The organism is Micromonospora sp. DT47 (assembly GCF_049844475.1).
GTDB lineage: Bacteria > Actinomycetota > Actinomycetes > Mycobacteriales > Micromonosporaceae > Micromonospora.
This window is the reverse complement of record NZ_JBNCLC010000004.1, coordinates 385267-400038: the sequence shown is the minus strand read 5'-3', so window position 1 is coordinate 400038 and position 14772 is coordinate 385267. Positions and strand designations below refer to the sequence as shown.

The 14772-nt window shown below is 73.3% G+C and carries 16 protein-coding genes; 8 read left to right on the top strand and 8 right to left on the bottom strand.

Annotation, left to right across the window (positions count from 1 at the left end; all coding sequences use genetic code 11):
- Positions 1-151: 151 nt before the first annotated feature.
- Positions 152-754: a DUF1003 domain-containing protein gene (locus ACLQ2U_RS09045; protein ID WP_425750090.1), complete on the bottom strand. Its 603-nt coding sequence runs from the start codon at positions 752-754 to the stop codon at positions 152-154.
- Positions 747-2033 carry a magnesium transporter MgtE N-terminal domain-containing protein gene (locus ACLQ2U_RS09040; RefSeq protein ID WP_425750089.1) on the bottom strand — a complete coding sequence of 429 codons (1287 nt, stop codon included), beginning with the start codon at positions 2031-2033 and terminating at the stop codon, positions 747-749. Before ACLQ2U_RS09040 ends, ACLQ2U_RS09045 begins: the two co-directional genes overlap by 8 nt.
- A 33-nt stretch (positions 2034-2066) precedes the next feature.
- Here ACLQ2U_RS09040 and ACLQ2U_RS09035 point away from each other — a divergent pair, with 33 nt between their 5' ends.
- A complete protein-coding gene (locus tag ACLQ2U_RS09035) occupies positions 2067-2936 on the top strand; it encodes a PhzF family phenazine biosynthesis protein (RefSeq protein ID WP_425750088.1) in 870 nt (289 codons plus the stop codon).
- A 143-nt stretch (positions 2937-3079) separates the two neighbouring features.
- A complete protein-coding gene (locus ACLQ2U_RS09030) occupies positions 3080-3544 on the top strand; it encodes a hypothetical protein (RefSeq protein ID WP_425750149.1) in 465 nt (154 codons plus the stop codon).
- A gap of 8 nt (positions 3545-3552) precedes the next feature.
- On the opposite strand, the gene ACLQ2U_RS09025 is transcribed toward ACLQ2U_RS09030, so the two are convergent.
- The gene (locus ACLQ2U_RS09025) at positions 3553-4251 is read right to left on the bottom strand and encodes an HAD family hydrolase (protein ID WP_425750087.1); all 699 of its coding nucleotides are present in this window, start codon (positions 4249-4251) and stop codon (positions 3553-3555) included.
- Positions 4252-4347: 96 nt separating this feature from the next.
- Between ACLQ2U_RS09025 and ACLQ2U_RS09020 the strand changes: the two genes are divergently transcribed.
- Together ACLQ2U_RS09020 and ACLQ2U_RS09015 are read left to right on the top strand one after the other, a co-directional pair.
- On the top strand, positions 4348-5313 hold the full coding sequence (locus ACLQ2U_RS09020; protein ID WP_425750086.1) for a DMT family transporter: 966 nt from the start codon (positions 4348-4350) through the stop codon (positions 5311-5313).
- Positions 5314-5395: 82 nt separating this feature from the next.
- The gene (locus ACLQ2U_RS09015; protein ID WP_425750085.1) at positions 5396-7591 is read left to right on the top strand and encodes an amino acid permease; all 2196 of its coding nucleotides are present in this window, start codon (positions 5396-5398) and stop codon (positions 7589-7591) included.
- 3 nt (positions 7592-7594) lie between these two features.
- Here ACLQ2U_RS09015 and ACLQ2U_RS09010 read toward each other — a convergent pair whose 3' ends face one another.
- The gene (locus ACLQ2U_RS09010; RefSeq protein ID WP_425750084.1) at positions 7595-7882 is read right to left on the bottom strand and encodes a hypothetical protein; all 288 of its coding nucleotides are present in this window, start codon (positions 7880-7882) and stop codon (positions 7595-7597) included.
- A 44-nt stretch (positions 7883-7926) separates the two neighbouring features.
- Between ACLQ2U_RS09010 and ACLQ2U_RS09005 the strand changes: the two genes are divergently transcribed.
- Positions 7927-8667, top strand: a complete 741-nt coding sequence (locus ACLQ2U_RS09005) for a DUF2785 domain-containing protein (protein ID WP_425750083.1) — start codon at positions 7927-7929, stop codon at positions 8665-8667.
- A 26-nt stretch (positions 8668-8693) separates the two neighbouring features.
- Here ACLQ2U_RS09005 and ACLQ2U_RS09000 read toward each other — a convergent pair whose 3' ends face one another.
- Entirely contained in the window at positions 8694-9452 is a 759-nt protein-coding gene (locus tag ACLQ2U_RS09000) for a GNAT family N-acetyltransferase (RefSeq protein WP_425750082.1), read from the bottom strand.
- Positions 9453-9501: 49 nt separating this feature from the next.
- Positions 9502-10326 (bottom strand): SDR family NAD(P)-dependent oxidoreductase, encoded by an 825-nt coding sequence (locus ACLQ2U_RS08995; protein ID WP_425750148.1) that lies wholly within the window; start codon positions 10324-10326, stop codon positions 9502-9504.
- A gap of 108 nt (positions 10327-10434) precedes the next feature.
- Between ACLQ2U_RS08995 and ACLQ2U_RS08990 the strand changes: the two genes are divergently transcribed.
- Complete coding sequence (locus ACLQ2U_RS08990; protein WP_425750081.1) at positions 10435-11391, top strand: HpcH/HpaI aldolase/citrate lyase family protein; 957 nt, start codon at positions 10435-10437, stop codon at positions 11389-11391.
- A gap of 69 nt (positions 11392-11460) precedes the next feature.
- On the opposite strand, the gene ACLQ2U_RS08985 is transcribed toward ACLQ2U_RS08990, so the two are convergent.
- A complete protein-coding gene (locus ACLQ2U_RS08985) occupies positions 11461-11946 on the bottom strand; it encodes a DUF4190 domain-containing protein (RefSeq protein ID WP_425750080.1) in 486 nt (161 codons plus the stop codon).
- Positions 11947-12058: 112 nt separating this feature from the next.
- Between ACLQ2U_RS08985 and ACLQ2U_RS08980 the strand changes: the two genes are divergently transcribed.
- On the top strand, positions 12059-12961 hold the full coding sequence (locus ACLQ2U_RS08980) for an SDR family NAD(P)-dependent oxidoreductase (RefSeq protein WP_425750079.1): 903 nt from the start codon (positions 12059-12061) through the stop codon (positions 12959-12961).
- A 4-nt stretch (positions 12962-12965) separates the two neighbouring features.
- On the opposite strand, the gene ACLQ2U_RS08975 is transcribed toward ACLQ2U_RS08980, so the two are convergent.
- Positions 12966-13391 carry a DUF4190 domain-containing protein gene (locus ACLQ2U_RS08975; protein WP_425750078.1) on the bottom strand — a complete coding sequence of 142 codons (426 nt, stop codon included), beginning with the start codon at positions 13389-13391 and terminating at the stop codon, positions 12966-12968.
- Between the two features lie 180 nt (positions 13392-13571).
- Here ACLQ2U_RS08975 and ACLQ2U_RS08970 point away from each other — a divergent pair, with 180 nt between their 5' ends.
- Positions 13572-14768 (top strand): acyl-CoA dehydrogenase family protein, encoded by a 1197-nt coding sequence (locus tag ACLQ2U_RS08970; protein ID WP_425750077.1) that lies wholly within the window; start codon positions 13572-13574, stop codon positions 14766-14768.
- The last annotated feature ends 4 nt before the right edge of the window (positions 14769-14772 follow it).

Sequence of the window (14772 nt, the reverse complement as noted above, 5' to 3'; positions counted from 1 at the left end):
GATCGGCCATCGTCGCCGCCGGGCCTGGTGTGAGCGAATCGATGGCCGCATCCGGAGGGCGGACGGCCCACCTCCCGAAAGCGGACGTTCGGCGCGAACGCCGTGCCCGCCCCTGCCCGGCCCCGTGCGCCATGCGGCGCCCCGGGGCGGCTCAGCCCTCCGGCCGGCCGTCCCGGGCGAAATCCCCGTCCAGGTCGTCGCGGGGCTCGTCGAGCGCCTCCCCGCCGCCCCGACGGGCCTTCTCCTGCTGCCGCCGCTCCAGCTTCTGCCGGCGCTGCGCCGCCTCGTCCAGCTCCTCGGCCAGCCGGGCCAGCTCGGAGCGGAGGAAGTCCCGGGTGGCCACCTCACCCATGGCGATCCGCAGCGCGGCGATCTCCCGGGCCAGGTACTCCGTGTCGGCCTTCTGCAATGTCGCCCGCCGCCGGTCCTCCTCCAGCGACACCCGGTCCCGGTCGGCCTGCCGGTTCTGCGCGAGCAGGATCAGCGGGGCCGCGTACGAGGCCTGCAACGACAGCACCAGGGTCAGGAACGTGAAGGTGTACGGGTCGAAGCGCAGGTTCGTCGGGGCCAGCGTGTTCCAGACGAACCAGATGGCGATCACCACCGTCATGTAGACGATGAAGTTCGCCGTGCCCATGCCCCGGGCGATCCCCTCCGACCAGCGGCCGAACGCCTCCGGGTCGAACCGGGGCAGCTTGACGCCCCGGGGCTCGCGCGGCTGGTCCAGCCGCTCGGCCCGTCGCTGCTCAGCCATCGGCGTCGTCCGTCGCCGCCTCGGCGGGGGCCGGGCCCGGTACGGCGTCCCGGTCCCGCCAGTCCCGGGGCAGCGAGTGGTCGAGCACGTCGTCCACGGTGACCGCCCCGACCAGCCGGTTGTTGCGGTCCACCACCGGCATGGCGACCAGGTCGTAGGTGGCCATCCGGCGGGTGATCTCGGGCAGCGGCGTGGTCGGCCGCAGCGGGTCTATGTCGTTGACCACCACCCCGCCGAGCATGTCGGCCGGGGGCTCGCGGAGCAGCCGCTGGAAGTGCACCATGCCCAGGTAGCGGCCGGTGGGGGTGGTCATCGGGGCGCGGGTCACGAAGACCTGCGCGGCCACCGCCGGGGAGACCTGCTCCTCGCGGATCCGGGCGAGGGCCTCGGCCACGGTGGCGTCCGGCGGCAGGATCACCGGCTCGGAGGTCATCACGCTGCCGGCGGTGCCGGAGGTGTACTTCAGCAGCTGGCGGACCGGGTCGGCCTCGTCCGGCTCCATCAGGTCGAGCAGCACGTCCTGCTCCGGCGGGGGCAGTTCGTTGAGCAGGTCGGCGGCGTCGTCCGGGTCCATCTCCTCGAGGACGTCGGCGGCGCGTTCCCGGTCCAGCGCGGCGAGGATCTCCACCTGGTCGTGCTCCGGCAGCTCGCTGAGCACGTCGGCGAGGCGCTCGTCGTCCAGCGCCGCCGCCACCTCGTTGCGGCGCGCGTCCGGCAGGTCCTGCAGCGCGTTGGCCAGGTCGGCCGGGCGCATGTCCTCCAGCACGGCGAGCAGGTTGGCCGTACCCCGGTTGTCGGCGATGCCGCTGAGCCCGCGGACCCGGTCCCACTCGACCTGGTGCAGGTGGCCGCGGCGGGTGAGCCGGCTGACCTGCTCGCGGACCGCGACCCGGGACAGCGACCACTCGCCGCCCCGGTGGCACTCCATCGCCACGTCGACCACCGTGCCCGGTTGGCCGCCGGGCTCGAGCTGGACCCGCCGGTCCAGCAGCTCCTGGAGGACGAGCAGCTCGTTCGGGCGCTTCTCGAAGCGGCGCAGGTTGAGGGTGCCGCTGCCGAGGACGACCGCGTCGGCGTCGATGGAGGTGATCCGGTTGATGGACAGGAAGATCCGTCGGCGCATCGGCATCTCGGCGACCAGGCCCACCACCTCGGGCGGACGTTGGGTCGGCCGGATCCGGGCCACCGCGTCGCGGACCCGCCCCACCTGGTCGCCGTTGGGGTCGAAGACGGCGACTCCGGCGAGTCGTGCGATGTAGACCCGGTTCGGCATGCTCACGGGCACCAGCCTAAGCGCCTAGTGTCTATCAACATGTCGACCTTGGCCTACGAGATCGTGGACGTCTTCACCGACCGCCCGTTCGCCGGCAACCCGCTGGCCGTGGTGTTCGGCGCGGAGGGGCTGGCCACCGAACAGATGCAGGCGCTCGCGCTGGAGTTCAACCTGTCGGAGACGGTGTTCGTGCTGCCGCCGACCCAGGTCGGCGCCACCTACCGGGCCCGGATCTTCACCCCGGCGGAGGAGCTGCCGTTCGCCGGGCACCCCAGCGTCGGCGCGGCGGTGACCGCGAGCCGGCGTGGGATGTTCGGTGTGGGGCAGGTCACCCAGGAGTGCGGTGCCGGGGTGCTGCCGATCGTGGTCACCGAGACCGGCGCCACCCTGACCGGCGGCACGCCCACCCTCGGGCCGGAGCTCGACCCCGAGCCGCTGCTGGAGATGGCCGGCCTCACCGCGGCCGACCACGCCGGCCCGGCGCCCCGGGTGGCCGGCTGCGGGCTGGAGTTCCCCTACCTGCCGGTACGCCCGGACGCGGTGGCCCGCGCCCGGGTGAACGCGGCGGCGGTGGAGCGGTACGGGGTGGAGCACGTCTGCGTCTTCTCCTGGGACGCCGAGGCGCAAACCGCGCACGCGCGCGTCTTCGTGCCGGGGCTGGGCGTCCCGGAGGACCCGGCGACCGGCTCGGCCGCCCTCGGGCTCGGCGTCTGGCTGGTGGCCAGCGAGCTGCTCCCCGGGGACGGAAGCTCGGCGTACGCGGTGCGCCAGGGTGTCGAGATCCACCGACCGTCGGCGCTGGCCTGCACGGTGACCGCGCTCGGCGGCTCGGCGGTCGGCGCCACGGTCTCCGGCCACGTGATGCCGGTGGCCCGGGGCGAGATCCTGGTCCCGCCCTTCGTCGGCTGAGCGGGCCGCGCGGCGCTCGCCGAACCACCCCGGTGACGGCACGCGGGGCCGTAGCCGGTGCCGGACCGGGCGACGTACGAGAGGATGCCGGTGTGACGGACGAGCTGGACGCCCGCGAGACGACGCCGCTGGTCGACGAGGCGATGAAGAAGGCGGCCGTGGCCTGGGTGAACGTCCCCGGCGGGCCGGCGCTGGCGCTGTGGTGCGTACCGCTGGAGGGGGCGCTCTTCGTGGTCAGCGGGCCCGGTGAGCAGTCGGCGCCGGGACTGGCCGACGCGCCCGAGGCCCGGGTGACCCTGCGCGGCGACCACGGCGGGCGGATCGTGACCTGGCCGGCCCGGGTGACCCGGGTGACGCCCGGCACCGAGGCGTGGGAGAGTGCGGCGCCGCTTGTCGCGGCGAAGCGGCTGAACGCCTCCGGCCCCACCACCAACCTGGTCGCCCGCTGGGCGGCCGACGGCTGCGCGCTGAACCGGCTCGCCCCGGCCGGCGCGCCCGACTCGGGCGCCGGGCTGCCGGAGGAGTCGCTCGCCGAGGTGCCGCGCGGCGCCCCGGTCGTCCGGGCCACCCGCAAGCCGTTCCGCCTGCACAAGGTCCGCCGCCGCTGAGGAACGGGTCAGCAGCCCGCCGGCACCGCCTCGACCAGCTCGACCACCTCGCTCAACGACCGGACCACCGGGCCGTCCCAGTCCTGTTCCGCGTCGAAGACCAGATGACCGGCGAGGTCCGGGGCGACCAGGCGGACCGCGGTCATCCCGGTCCGCCGGGCGCCGGTCAGCTCCCGGCTGCCGCCGTCGCCGACGTAGAGGCAGCCCTCCGGCGCGACGCCGAGTCGCCGGGACGCGGCCAGGTAGAGCTCCGGGTCGGGCTTGCACCGGCCGACCTGGACGGAGAAGACCCGCACGTCGAGCAGCGGGGCGACCGCCAGCTGCGGCAGGAACGCCGGCAGTTCGTGGGTGCAGTCGCTGACCAGGCCGGTCCGCGCCCCCCGCTGGCGCAGCGCGGCGAGGGCGGGCACGGCGTCGTCGCGCAGCCGGGTGTCGGCGCGTACCGCCCGGTGCCGGGAGGCGACCGCGGCGCGTACCGCGTCGTCGGAGGGGTGCAGGCCGGCCTGTGCGCAGACCCACCGCAGCGTCGCCTCGGCGTTGCCGTGCCGGCCGGCGGCCCGCTGGTAGAAGGTCCGGTCGAGTACGGCGGCGAGGGTGTCGACCGGGCAGCCGAGCAGCTCGGCCGTCATCCGGTGGGCGGAGCCGCGCTGGACGCAGCGGGTCAGGGTGCCGAAGAAGTCGAACAGCACCGCCTGGTAGCTGGGCATGGGGGAGCGCCTCCGGGCGTCGAGGGGGTCGCCGGCGCGGACGCCATGATCGTAACGGAGTACTGACGTTCCGTGGTGTCGGGTGTTGTGTGAGTATTGCTCTCCGTGTCTCCGACCCCGCCCCGCCGTCCGGTGGATCCGTTGACCGCCGGTGTTCTCGTCCTCGCCGTCGCCGCCGTCTCGTCGTCCGCCCCGCTGGTCGCCTTCGCGGCCGCCCCGGCGCTGGCCATCGCGTTCTGGCGGAACCTGCTCTCCACCGCGGTGCTGGGCCCGTTCTCGCTGGCCCGCCGCCGGGCCGAGTTCCGGGCGCTGACCGTCGGGGACGGCCGCCGGGAGGGCTTCTACTGCATTCTCTCCGGGGTGGCACTCGCCGCCCACTTCGCCACCTGGATGCCGAGCGCGCAGCTCACCTCCGTCGCCGCGGCCACCGCGCTGGGCGCCACCCAGCCGGTCTGGCAGGGGTTGATCGCCCGCTGGCAGGGCCGCCACCTGCCGTACGCCGTCTGGGCCGGCATCGCGGTGGCGGTGACCGGCGCGGTGCTGGCCACCGGCGCGGACTTCGCCGCCTCCGGCCGGGCCTTCGCCGGTGACCTGCTGGCGGTGACCGGCGGCATGTTCGCCGCCGTCTACACCGCCTTCGGCGAGCGGGCCCGGGCCACGATCAGCACCACCACGTACACCACGATCTGCTACGGGGTGTGCGCGCTGATCCTGCTGGTGGTCTGCCTGGTGGGCGGGGTGCCGCTGCACGGCTTCGACGGCAGCACCTGGCTGGCGATCCTCGGCCTGGTGGCCGGCGCGCAGCTGCTCGGCCACTCGATGTTCAACTACGCCCTGCGGCGGATCTCCGCGACCACGGTCAGCGTGCTGGTCCTGCTGGAGGCCCCCGGCGCGGCCCTGATCGCCTGGATCTGGCTCGGCCAGCTGCCCCGCCCGCTCGCCCTGCCCGGGTTGGCGCTGCTCCTGGCCGGCGTCGCCGTGGTGGTGCTCGGCGGCGCCCGCGCCGGTCGCCGCCCCTCCCCGGTCCCCCTCCCCGCCGACCCCGCCCCCCTCGCCGACTGAGCCGGTCGCACTTTCCCGGAAAGTGTGGCCATTCCGCAGCCGGAGGGGCCGCTTTCCGTGAAAGTGCGGAGGAGGGGGTGGGATGGGGCGCCGGAGCGGAGGCGACGACGACGAGGCCAAGCGTGGCACCGTCGTCACGCCCTCGGCCGAGTTCCCCCCGCTCGACCCGGACGAGCTGGCCGCGCTGACCCGGATCGGCGACCGGTGGCAGACACCGCGCTGCCCGGGCGGGGACGAGCTGCCCGTGGACCCAACCCTGGGTCGAAACCGGCGTCGGCCGGCGCCGACCCGCTTTGGCCGCCTCGCGCCGATCGAGATGTTCACGGTCGAGGAGCCGGACGAGCTGGTCGCCGCCGAGCCGGCGAACCTGCCCGGCTCCCGGCTGGGGCGCGCCCTCACCCGCCTCCGCCGGGTGCTCTTCGGCCCGCCGCTGAGCAGCACCGCCGTGCTGTACGAGCGGATGCGCAAGATTGTCGCCCTACCGATCCTCTCCTCGGACCTGCTCAGCTCGGTGGCGTACGGGCCGGAGGCGATGCTGACCGTGCTGGCGCTGGCCGGCAGCGGCTCGCTGGGACTCTCACTGCCGCTGGCCGCCGTGCTGGTGGTGCTGATGATCGCGGTCGGGCTGTCGTACCGGCAGACCATCCCGGCCTATCCGCACGGCGCCGGCTCGTACATCGTGGCCAGCGACAACCTCGGCGCCACGCCCGGACTCGCGGCGGCCGCCGGCCTGATGCTCGACTACGTGCTGACCGTGTCGGTGTCGGTGGCGGCCGGCGTGCACGCGGTCACCTCGGCGCTGCCCGGGCTGGCGCCGGCCACCGTGCCGCTCGGCGTGCTGGCGATCGCCCTGCTGCTGGCCGGAAACCTGCGCGGCGTCCGTACCGCCGGCAACATCTTCGTGTTGCCGACGTACGCCTTCGTGGTCGCGGTCCTCGCGCTGCTGGTGGTCGGCTACCTGCGCGTGGCGGGCCGGGGCTTCGCGCCGGTGCCGCCGCCGCCGGTGCCGGCCGTCGAGGGCCTCGGGCTGCTGCTGGTGCTGCGCGCGTTCGCCTCCGGCGCGGTGTCGATGACCGGCATCGAGGCGGTGTCGAACGCGGTGCCGGCCTTCCGGCGCCGGCCCATCGAGTGGCGCAACGCCCGCACCACGCTCAGCTGGATGGTCTCCATGCTGGTGCTGCTCTTCGTCGGGCTGGTCGTCCTGATCCACATGGACGGCCTGGTGCCCCGGCCGGGGGAGACCCTGCTCTCCCAGCTCGGCCGGGTCACCTTCCCCACCGGCCCCTGGTACGCCCTGCTCCAAGCCACCACCGCGCTGATCCTGCTGCTGGCCGCCAACACCGCCTTCAACGACTTCCCCCGGCTGCTCTTCTTCATGGCCCGGCAGGGTCACGCGCCCCGCCGCTTCCTGCACATGGGGGACCGGCTGGCGTTCAGCAACGGGCTGGTGGCGCTCGCCGTCGCGGCAGCGGTCATCTTCGTCGCCTTCGGTGGCAACACCGAGGCGCTGATCCCGCTCTTCGCGGTGGGCGTGTTCCTGGCGTTCACCCTCTCCCAGGCCGGCATGGTGGTGCACTGGCGACGTCGGCGCGGGCCGGGTTGGCAGCGTCGGCTGGTCATCAACGCGGTCGGCGCCACCATGTCCGGGGTGGTCCTGCTGACCGCCGGGATCGGGAAGTTCACCGAGGGCGCCTGGGTGGTGGTGCTCGCGGTGCCCCTGCTGGTGCTGCTCGCCCGCCGGATCCAACAGCACTACGCCACGCTGCACCGGGCACTGGCGCTGCGCCCGCCGCCCGACGCCGGGCCCGCGCCGCGGCCGTCGGGGTCCGCGCCGGGGGCAGCGCCCGCCGAGGGCGAGGAGCTGCCCCAGGAGGTACGCCACCTGGTGGTCGTGCCGGTCGCCCGGCTGAACCGGGCGTCGCTGCGCGCCCTGGCGTACGCGGCCTCGCTGGGGCAGCCGACGCTGGCCGTGCACATCGCGCCTGAGGAGGAGGAAGCCGACCGGTTCCGGGAGCAGTGGCGGGCCTGGGGCGACCACGTGCGGCTGGAGACGATCGTGTCGCCGTACCGGGTCGTGATCGGGCCGCTGGCGCACTACCTGGAGGCGCTGCACGCCTCCCGGACGGATCTGACGCTGACCGTGATCGTGCCGGAGGTGGTGCTGCGCCGCCCTTGGCACCGGCCGCTGCACAGCCGGGCCGGGCAGCGGTTGCGCAAGGCCCTGCGCGCCCTGCCCGGCGTGGTGGTCACCAGCGTGCCGGTGCACCTAGCCGAGTGAGGCTCACAGGTAGGCCGCGAGGTGCTCGGCCACCAGCCCGGCGATCCCTTCGGCGTCCCGGCTGCCGTCCACCTCGATCACCCGTACCCCCAGCTCCCGAGCCGGCGCCACGGTGTCGGCCGCGAGCAGCTCGTCGCGGTCCTCGTGCGCCCGGGCGTCGCGCCGGTCGTAGAGGTACGCGGTCAGCCCGTACCGCAGGGCCAGGGTGGCCGCGAGAGTCGTCTTGCCGGCCCACTGCGCGCCGCCGATCCACAACGCCCGGCGGGCGGTGGCCATGGGATCGAAGTCCATGCCATCGAGCCTGCGCGCCCGACCCTTCCAAGATCAAGCCTTGGGTGCTCAACGGGGTGTGCGACGCCGACCTGGTCGGGTTGGGCGACCGACTGGTCGCCGCGATGGGCCGGGGGCTGGGCGAGGTCGGTACGGACAGCGTGTTCGGGCGCAGCTTCGCCGCGTTGGTCCTCGGCCTGGTGATCGAACGCGACATCGTGGCCGAGATCGTGGACGGCGAGACGATGACCCAGTGGCTGAACGCCTCTCTCGACTGGTTCTCGGCCGAACGCGATCTGCGAGGCGTGGTGGACACCGGGCGAGGCGTGGCGCACGCGCCCGCCCATGCCGCCGATGTCATCGCCTCCCTCGCTCGCAGCCGTCATGTCGACACCGCCGCTGCCGGCCGGCTCCTCGACGCGCTCCCGGCACGGTTGGTCGACACCGCTGGCACCACCCTGCTGCTCTCCGAGGACGAGCGCCTGGCGTACGCGACGGTGACACTGCTGCACCGCGGTGACCTGCCCGCCGGCCGGCTCGAGCGGGCCCTCGCCCCGCTGCGGGAGCTGTCGGCGGTGCGCCACCGCCATGACCTCGATCCGCGCGCCCACGCCCGCCTCAACGCGGTCAACTACCTCCGGGCGCTCTCCCTGCAGCTGGACCTCGGCGTCAGGGCCATGCCCTGGTACGCCGCCGCCGACCACTTCGCCGCACCGCCGCCGGGCCGGGAGGCGATGCGCGCGGTGATCGCTGACGCTCTGCGCCCCTTCTCCTTCTGGTACGCCGACGGCGGTGCTCTGGCCTGATCCGGGTGGGGGGGCCGGACGTCAGCTCAGGCCTCGGACACCTCCAACACCTCGGCGGCCGGGGCGGCGTCGCCGAGGGCGGCGCGCAGCGCGGCCCGCTCCGGGTCGGCAAGGAACGACTCGTAGCCGGCACGGGAGGCGAACCGGATCACGTGCACCTCGCGTCGCCCGTCGCCGGTACGCAGTCGCCGCTCCAGCCGTCCGCCGTGCCGCCCGAGCAGGGCGAGCACCTGGTCCTCGTACCGCTGACCGGCCTCGACCGCGTCGGTGGCCAGCTCGACCAGCGCAACCAAGCGCAGCGCGGCGGCGGGGTCGTCGACCAGCGACTTCCAGAAGTGGTGGTCGACGTGGCCGCCGGGGATGCCGTCGCGGATGCCGGTGTCGGAGTAGCCGTGCCGCCGGTAGAAGCCGGGCGCCTGGAACGAAAAGGAGGACACCGAGATCTCGGTGCAGCCCCGGCAGCGGGCCTCCTCCTCGGCGGCCCGCAGCATCCGCCCGCCCCAGCCCTGGTGTCGGCGGTCCGCGCGGACCCACATCGTGTTGAGCCCGGCGCGGCCGCCCCAGGTCCAGCCGGTCAGCCCGCCGACGAGCTCGCCGTCGGCGTCGGTGACCCCTACCGAGAGGTCGGCCTCGTCGTCGGCCCCGGTCGCGGCGTTGTTGAACGCGGTCAGCTCCCGCCCGATCCGGGCCTCCAGCTCCGCGTCCGCGCCGCCCACGTGCAGGATTGCGCCGTCGGCCCGGACCGTGTCGACGGCGCCGGCCCCAGTGCCGTTTTCCGTGGTCATGGCGCGGAGTGTGGCAGCTGGCCGCGGCCGGACGCCACCGGTAAACCCGTCACCCGTCGATGCCGACGGCCTTGGCGCTGGCCGTCCAGAGTCGGGTGGCGAGCTGCGGGTCGGTGGCCTTGCTCAGCGGTCGGCGCGGTCGCCGGTCGGCGTAGTAGCCGCCGTCGACCAGGCGGGACGGGTCCTGGTTGGCGAGCCAGACCAGCGTCTCCGCGCCCTTCTCGGGGCTGCGGAACGGCAGCAGCCGCATGCCGAGGGCGACCAGCCGGCTGTCGTTGCCGAACCGGGTCCGCACCACCCCCGGGTGGAAGGAGTGCGCCGGGATCTCCGGCCAGCGCCGGGCCGCCTCGGCGGTGAAGAGGATGTTCGCCTGCTTGCTGGTGCCGTACGCGCGCATCGGCCGGTAGCGGCGCAGCGAGGCGTTGAGGTCGTCCGGGTCGAGCCTGCCGCTGCGGTGCGCGCCGGACGCGGTGACCACCATCCGGCCGATCCGGTCCCGCAGCAGGTTGCTGAGCAGGAACGGGGCCAGGTGGTTGGCCTGGATGGAGAGCTCGAAACCGTCCACGGTGGTGAGCGGCTGCAACACGATCGCGCCGGCGTTGTTGGCGAGCACGTCGATCCGGTCGTACGCGGCCCGCAGCCGCTCCGCGAGCCGGCGGACGTCGTCGAGCACCGCGAAGTCGGCCCGGAACAGTTCGGGTCGCTCGCCGGCGACCTCGCGGACCTGGTCCCCGGCGGACTGCAGCCGGGCCGGGTCCCGCCCGACCAGTACCACCTGGTCACCCCGGCGGGCGAGGTCGACGGCGGCGGCGAGCCCGATGCCGGAGCTGGCCCCGGTCACCACCACCAGTCGACGCTCAGTGAGATCTTCCACAGGTCCATTCACCTCGGTCACGGCACGAGGTTACCGTGACGTCACAAAGACCTTTGGGATCGTTAAGTCCGCCGGTGTGCCCGTCGGACGCTGGAAGGAGCGCATTCGATGGCCGCAGTTGGGCGCCCCCGCCGGTCCTGCCTCGCCGTGCCGGGTTCCAGCGTCAAGATGCTCGGCAAGGCCCAGGGCCTCCCCGCCGACCAGGTCTTCCTCGACCTGGAGGACGCGGTCGCCCCGCTGGCGAAGCCGGACGCGCGCAAGAACATCGTCGCCGCGCTCAACGAGGGCGACTGGGCCGGCAAGACCCGGGTGGTCCGGGTCAACGACCTGACCACCCCGTGGACCTACCGGGACGTGATCGAGGTGGTCGAGGGCGCCGGCGCCAACCTGGACTGCATCATGCTGCCGAAGGTGCAGAACGCCGCCCAGGTGCAGTGGCTGGACCTGACGCTCACCCAGATCGAGAAGACTCTCGGCCTGGAGGTCGGCCGGATCGGCATCGAGGCGCAGATCGAGAACGCCGCCGGCCTGGTCAACGTCGACGCGATCGCGGCCGCCTCGCCGCGGGTGGAGACCATCATCTTCGGCCCGGCCGACTTCATGGCCTCGATCAACATGAGGTCGCTGGTGGTCGGCGCGCTGATCCCGGACTACCCGGGCGACCCGTACCACTACATCCTGATGCGGATCCTGATGGCTGCCCGGATGCACGACAAGCAGGCCATTGACGGCCCGTTCCTGCAGATCCGTGACGTGGACGCGTTCCGCGAGGTGGCGAAGCGCTCGGCGGCGCTCGGCTTCGACGGCAAGTGGGTGCTGCACCCCGGCCAGATCGACGCGGCCAACGAGGTCTACCAGCCGGCCCAGGCCGACTACGACCACGCCGAGCTGATCCTCGACGCGTACGAGCACTACACCTCGGAGGCGGGCGGCAAGCTCGGCGCGGTGATGCTCGGCGACGAGATGATCGACGAGGCCTCCCGGAAGATGGCCCTGGTGATCGCGGCCAAGGGGCGCGCCGCCGGGATGAGCCGCACCTCCACCTTCACCCCGCCCTCGGAGTGAGCGGCGCGCGCCGCCCCGGCGAGGGGCGGCGCAGGGGCCGTCCCGGGGAGTCGGGACGGCCCTTTCGCGTCAATTGCTGCTGCCGCTGGACGAGTCGGCGAACGCCAGCACGATGATCACCACGTAGAAGGCGATCAGCAGCACCAACAGGCCGGTGAGGATCCAGCCCACGATGATGGCGGCCTTCGCCATGCCCTCGCCGCCCTCGCCGGTCTCCCGGATCTGCTTGCGGGCCACGTGGCCGAGGATCGCGCCCACCGGCGCGGTGATGCACGAGGCGATGCCGACCAGCGACAGCACCAGGGCGGCGATCGCCATGCTGTTCGTCTTCGGCGCGGCCGGGTAGCCGTACCCGGGATAGCCCGGCGGGGGGTATCCCGGTGTCCCGTACGCCGCCGCGGCGGCGTACGGGTCGACGGGGGCGGCCGGCGATCCGGCGTACGGGGCGTACGGGTCCTTGCCGGTCGGTTGGGCGGGGATCGGCTGGCCGCTGACCGGCAGGGTCGGGTCGGCCGCCGGGTCGTGCCAACCGCCAGGGGGTGGGGGATAGGTCATTAGGCTTCTCCGTCGAGTGTGGGTGCGCCGTCAGGGTAGCCAGGACCAGCCAGACGCGGTGTCCCCGTGGTGCCGCATTGCCCGGGCCGCCTCGAGCGGGCAGGATCGCGGCATGGCTATCGACGCGCGCGGCGCCGACCGTTCCGGCAGCAGACCGAGGCGGGACGTGACCCGTCCCGGGCTGGCCCGGCGCACCCGCGCCACCACCGCCGGCCCGGACGGCCAGGACGAGCCGGCGCCGGTGGCCGAGCCGGTGACCATGCGGCTGGACGGCAGGGTCGCCCTGGTCACCGGGGCGGGCAGCCCGGACGGCATCGGGTACGCGACGGCCCGCCGGCTGGCCGACCTGGGCGCCCGGGTCGCGATCGTCTCCACCACCCGACGGATCCACGAACGGGCCGGCGAGCTCGGCGTGACCGGCTTCGTCGCCGACCTGACCGACGAGTCGGAGGTCGGCGCGCTCGCCGACGCGGTCACCGAACAGCTCGGCGACGTCGAGGTGCTGGTGAACAACGCCGGCCTGGCCAGCCGGGCCAGCCCGGAGGTGCTGCGCCCGGTGGCCCAGCTCAGCTACGACGAGTGGCGCGGCGAGATCGACCGGAACCTGACCACCGCGTTCCTGTGCAGCCGGGCCTTCATCAGCTGCATGTCGGAGCGGGGCTGGGGGCGGATCGTCAACCTGGCGGCGACCGCCGGCCCGGTCAACGCCCTGCCCACGGAGGCGGCGTACGCGGCGGCGAAGGCCGGGGTGGTCGGGCTGACCCGGGCCCTGGCGATGGAGATGATCGCCGACGGGGTGACCGTCAACGCGGTGGCTCCCGGCACCATCTACACCGCGGCCTCCACGATGGCCGAGGTCAAGCAGGGGTTGGGCACGCCGGTCGGCCGCCCCGGCACGCCGGACGAGGTGGCTGCGGCGATCGCCTTCCTCTGCTCCCCGGCCGCGTCGTACATCACCGGTCAGATGCTGGTGGTGGACGGCGGCAACAGCGTCCGCGAGGCGCAGTTCCGTTGACGGGTCAGTAGGTGCTGCCGTTGTCGGAGCCGGCCCAGATGGCGAAGCCGAGCCAGCCGCAGCAGGCCAGCAGGCCGATCACCGTGAAGATGTAGCTGAGGATCAGGCCCCAGGTGGCGAGCTGGTCGCCCTCCTCGCCGGTCCGCTTGATCTGCCGTTTCGCCAGGTGGCCCAGGACGATGCCGGCCGGGGCGAAGAGGAACGCGAAGACCAGCGACAGGATGGCCATCACGTTGGTGCCCCCGCCGCCCGGTGGCGGGCCGTACTGGCCGTACGGGCCCTGCGGCGGGTACGGCGGCTGCTGCCCCCACTGCGGGTGCTCGGGCTGCTGTCCCCAGGGCTGCTGGTCGCCGGGCCGGTCCGACTCGCCGTGCGGCCGCTCGTACGGCGACGGTGGCTGCTCCGGCTCGCCCGGTGGTGGATAGCTCACGTCCGTTCGCCCCCTCCGCCGCAGGTCCACGCCGCTCTCTCTTGCGGACGCTACCCGTAGCGGTGAACCTTTTCACAGCGGTTGTATGGACCGGTCACCTTGGCGCGGCAGGCAGGGAGGCCGATACTGACCGAGCGTTCAGTTACCCACGAGTAAGGCGCCGATCCCCCGGAGGCTGAGATGGCTCGACTCGCCCAGACGCCCGGCCTGACCGATGTGCAGCGGTCGATCCTGGAAACCGTCCGGGAGTTCGCCGACAAGGAGATCATCCCGCACGCCCAGCGGCTGGAGCACGCCGACGAGTACCCCACCGACATCCTCGACGGGATGCGCGAGATGGGGCTGTTCGGCCTCACCATCGACGAGGAGTTCGGCGGGCTCGGCGAGTCGCTGCTGACCTACGCCCTGGTGGTCGAGGAGCTCTCCCGGGGCTGGATGTCGATCTCCGGCATCGTCAACACTCACTTCATCGTGGCGTACCTGATCTCCCAGCACGGCTCGGCCGAGCAGAAGGCCCGGCTGCTGCCGAAGATGGCCACCGGCGAGGTGCGCGGCGCCTTCTCGATGTCCGAGCCGGAGTGCGGCTCCGACGTCTCGGCGATCAAGTCGAAGGCCGTCCGTGACGGCGACCGCTTCGTGCTCAACGGCCAGAAGATGTGGCTGACCAACGGGGCGTACTCCTCGGTGGTGGCCACTCTGGTCAAGACCGACACCGGCGCCGACTCGGTCTACGGCAACATGAGCACCTTCCTGCTGGAGAAGGAGCCGGGCTTCGGCGAGACCGCCCCCGGGCTGACCATCCCCGGCAAGATCGACAAGATGGGCTACAAGGGCGTCGAGACCACCGAGATGGTGCTCGACGGGGTCACCGTCCCCGAGTCGGCGGTCCTCGGCGGGGCTGACAAGGTGGGCCGCGGCTTCTACCAGATGATGGACGGCATCGAGGTCGGCCGGGTCAACGTCGCCGCCCGCGCCTGCGGCATCTCCATCCGCGCCTTCGAGTTGGCCGTCGCGTACGCCCAGCAGCGCCGCACCTTCGGCCAGCCGCTCGCCAAGCACCAGGCCATCGCCTTCAAGCTCGCCGAGATGGGCACCAAGATCGAGGCCGCGCACTCGCTGATGGTCAACGCCGCCCGACTCAAGGACGCCGGCCAGCGCAACGACGTCGAGGCCGGCATGGCCAAGCTGCTCGCCTCGGAATACTGCGCCGAGGTCGTCCAGGAGGCCTTCCGCATCCACGGCGGCTACGGCTACTCCAAGGAGTACGAGATCGAGCGGCTGATGCGGGAGGCCCCGTTCCTGCTCATCGGCGAGGGCACCTCGGAGATCCAGAAGACCATCATCTCCCGCGGCCTGCTCAGGGAGTACAAGCTCTGACCGG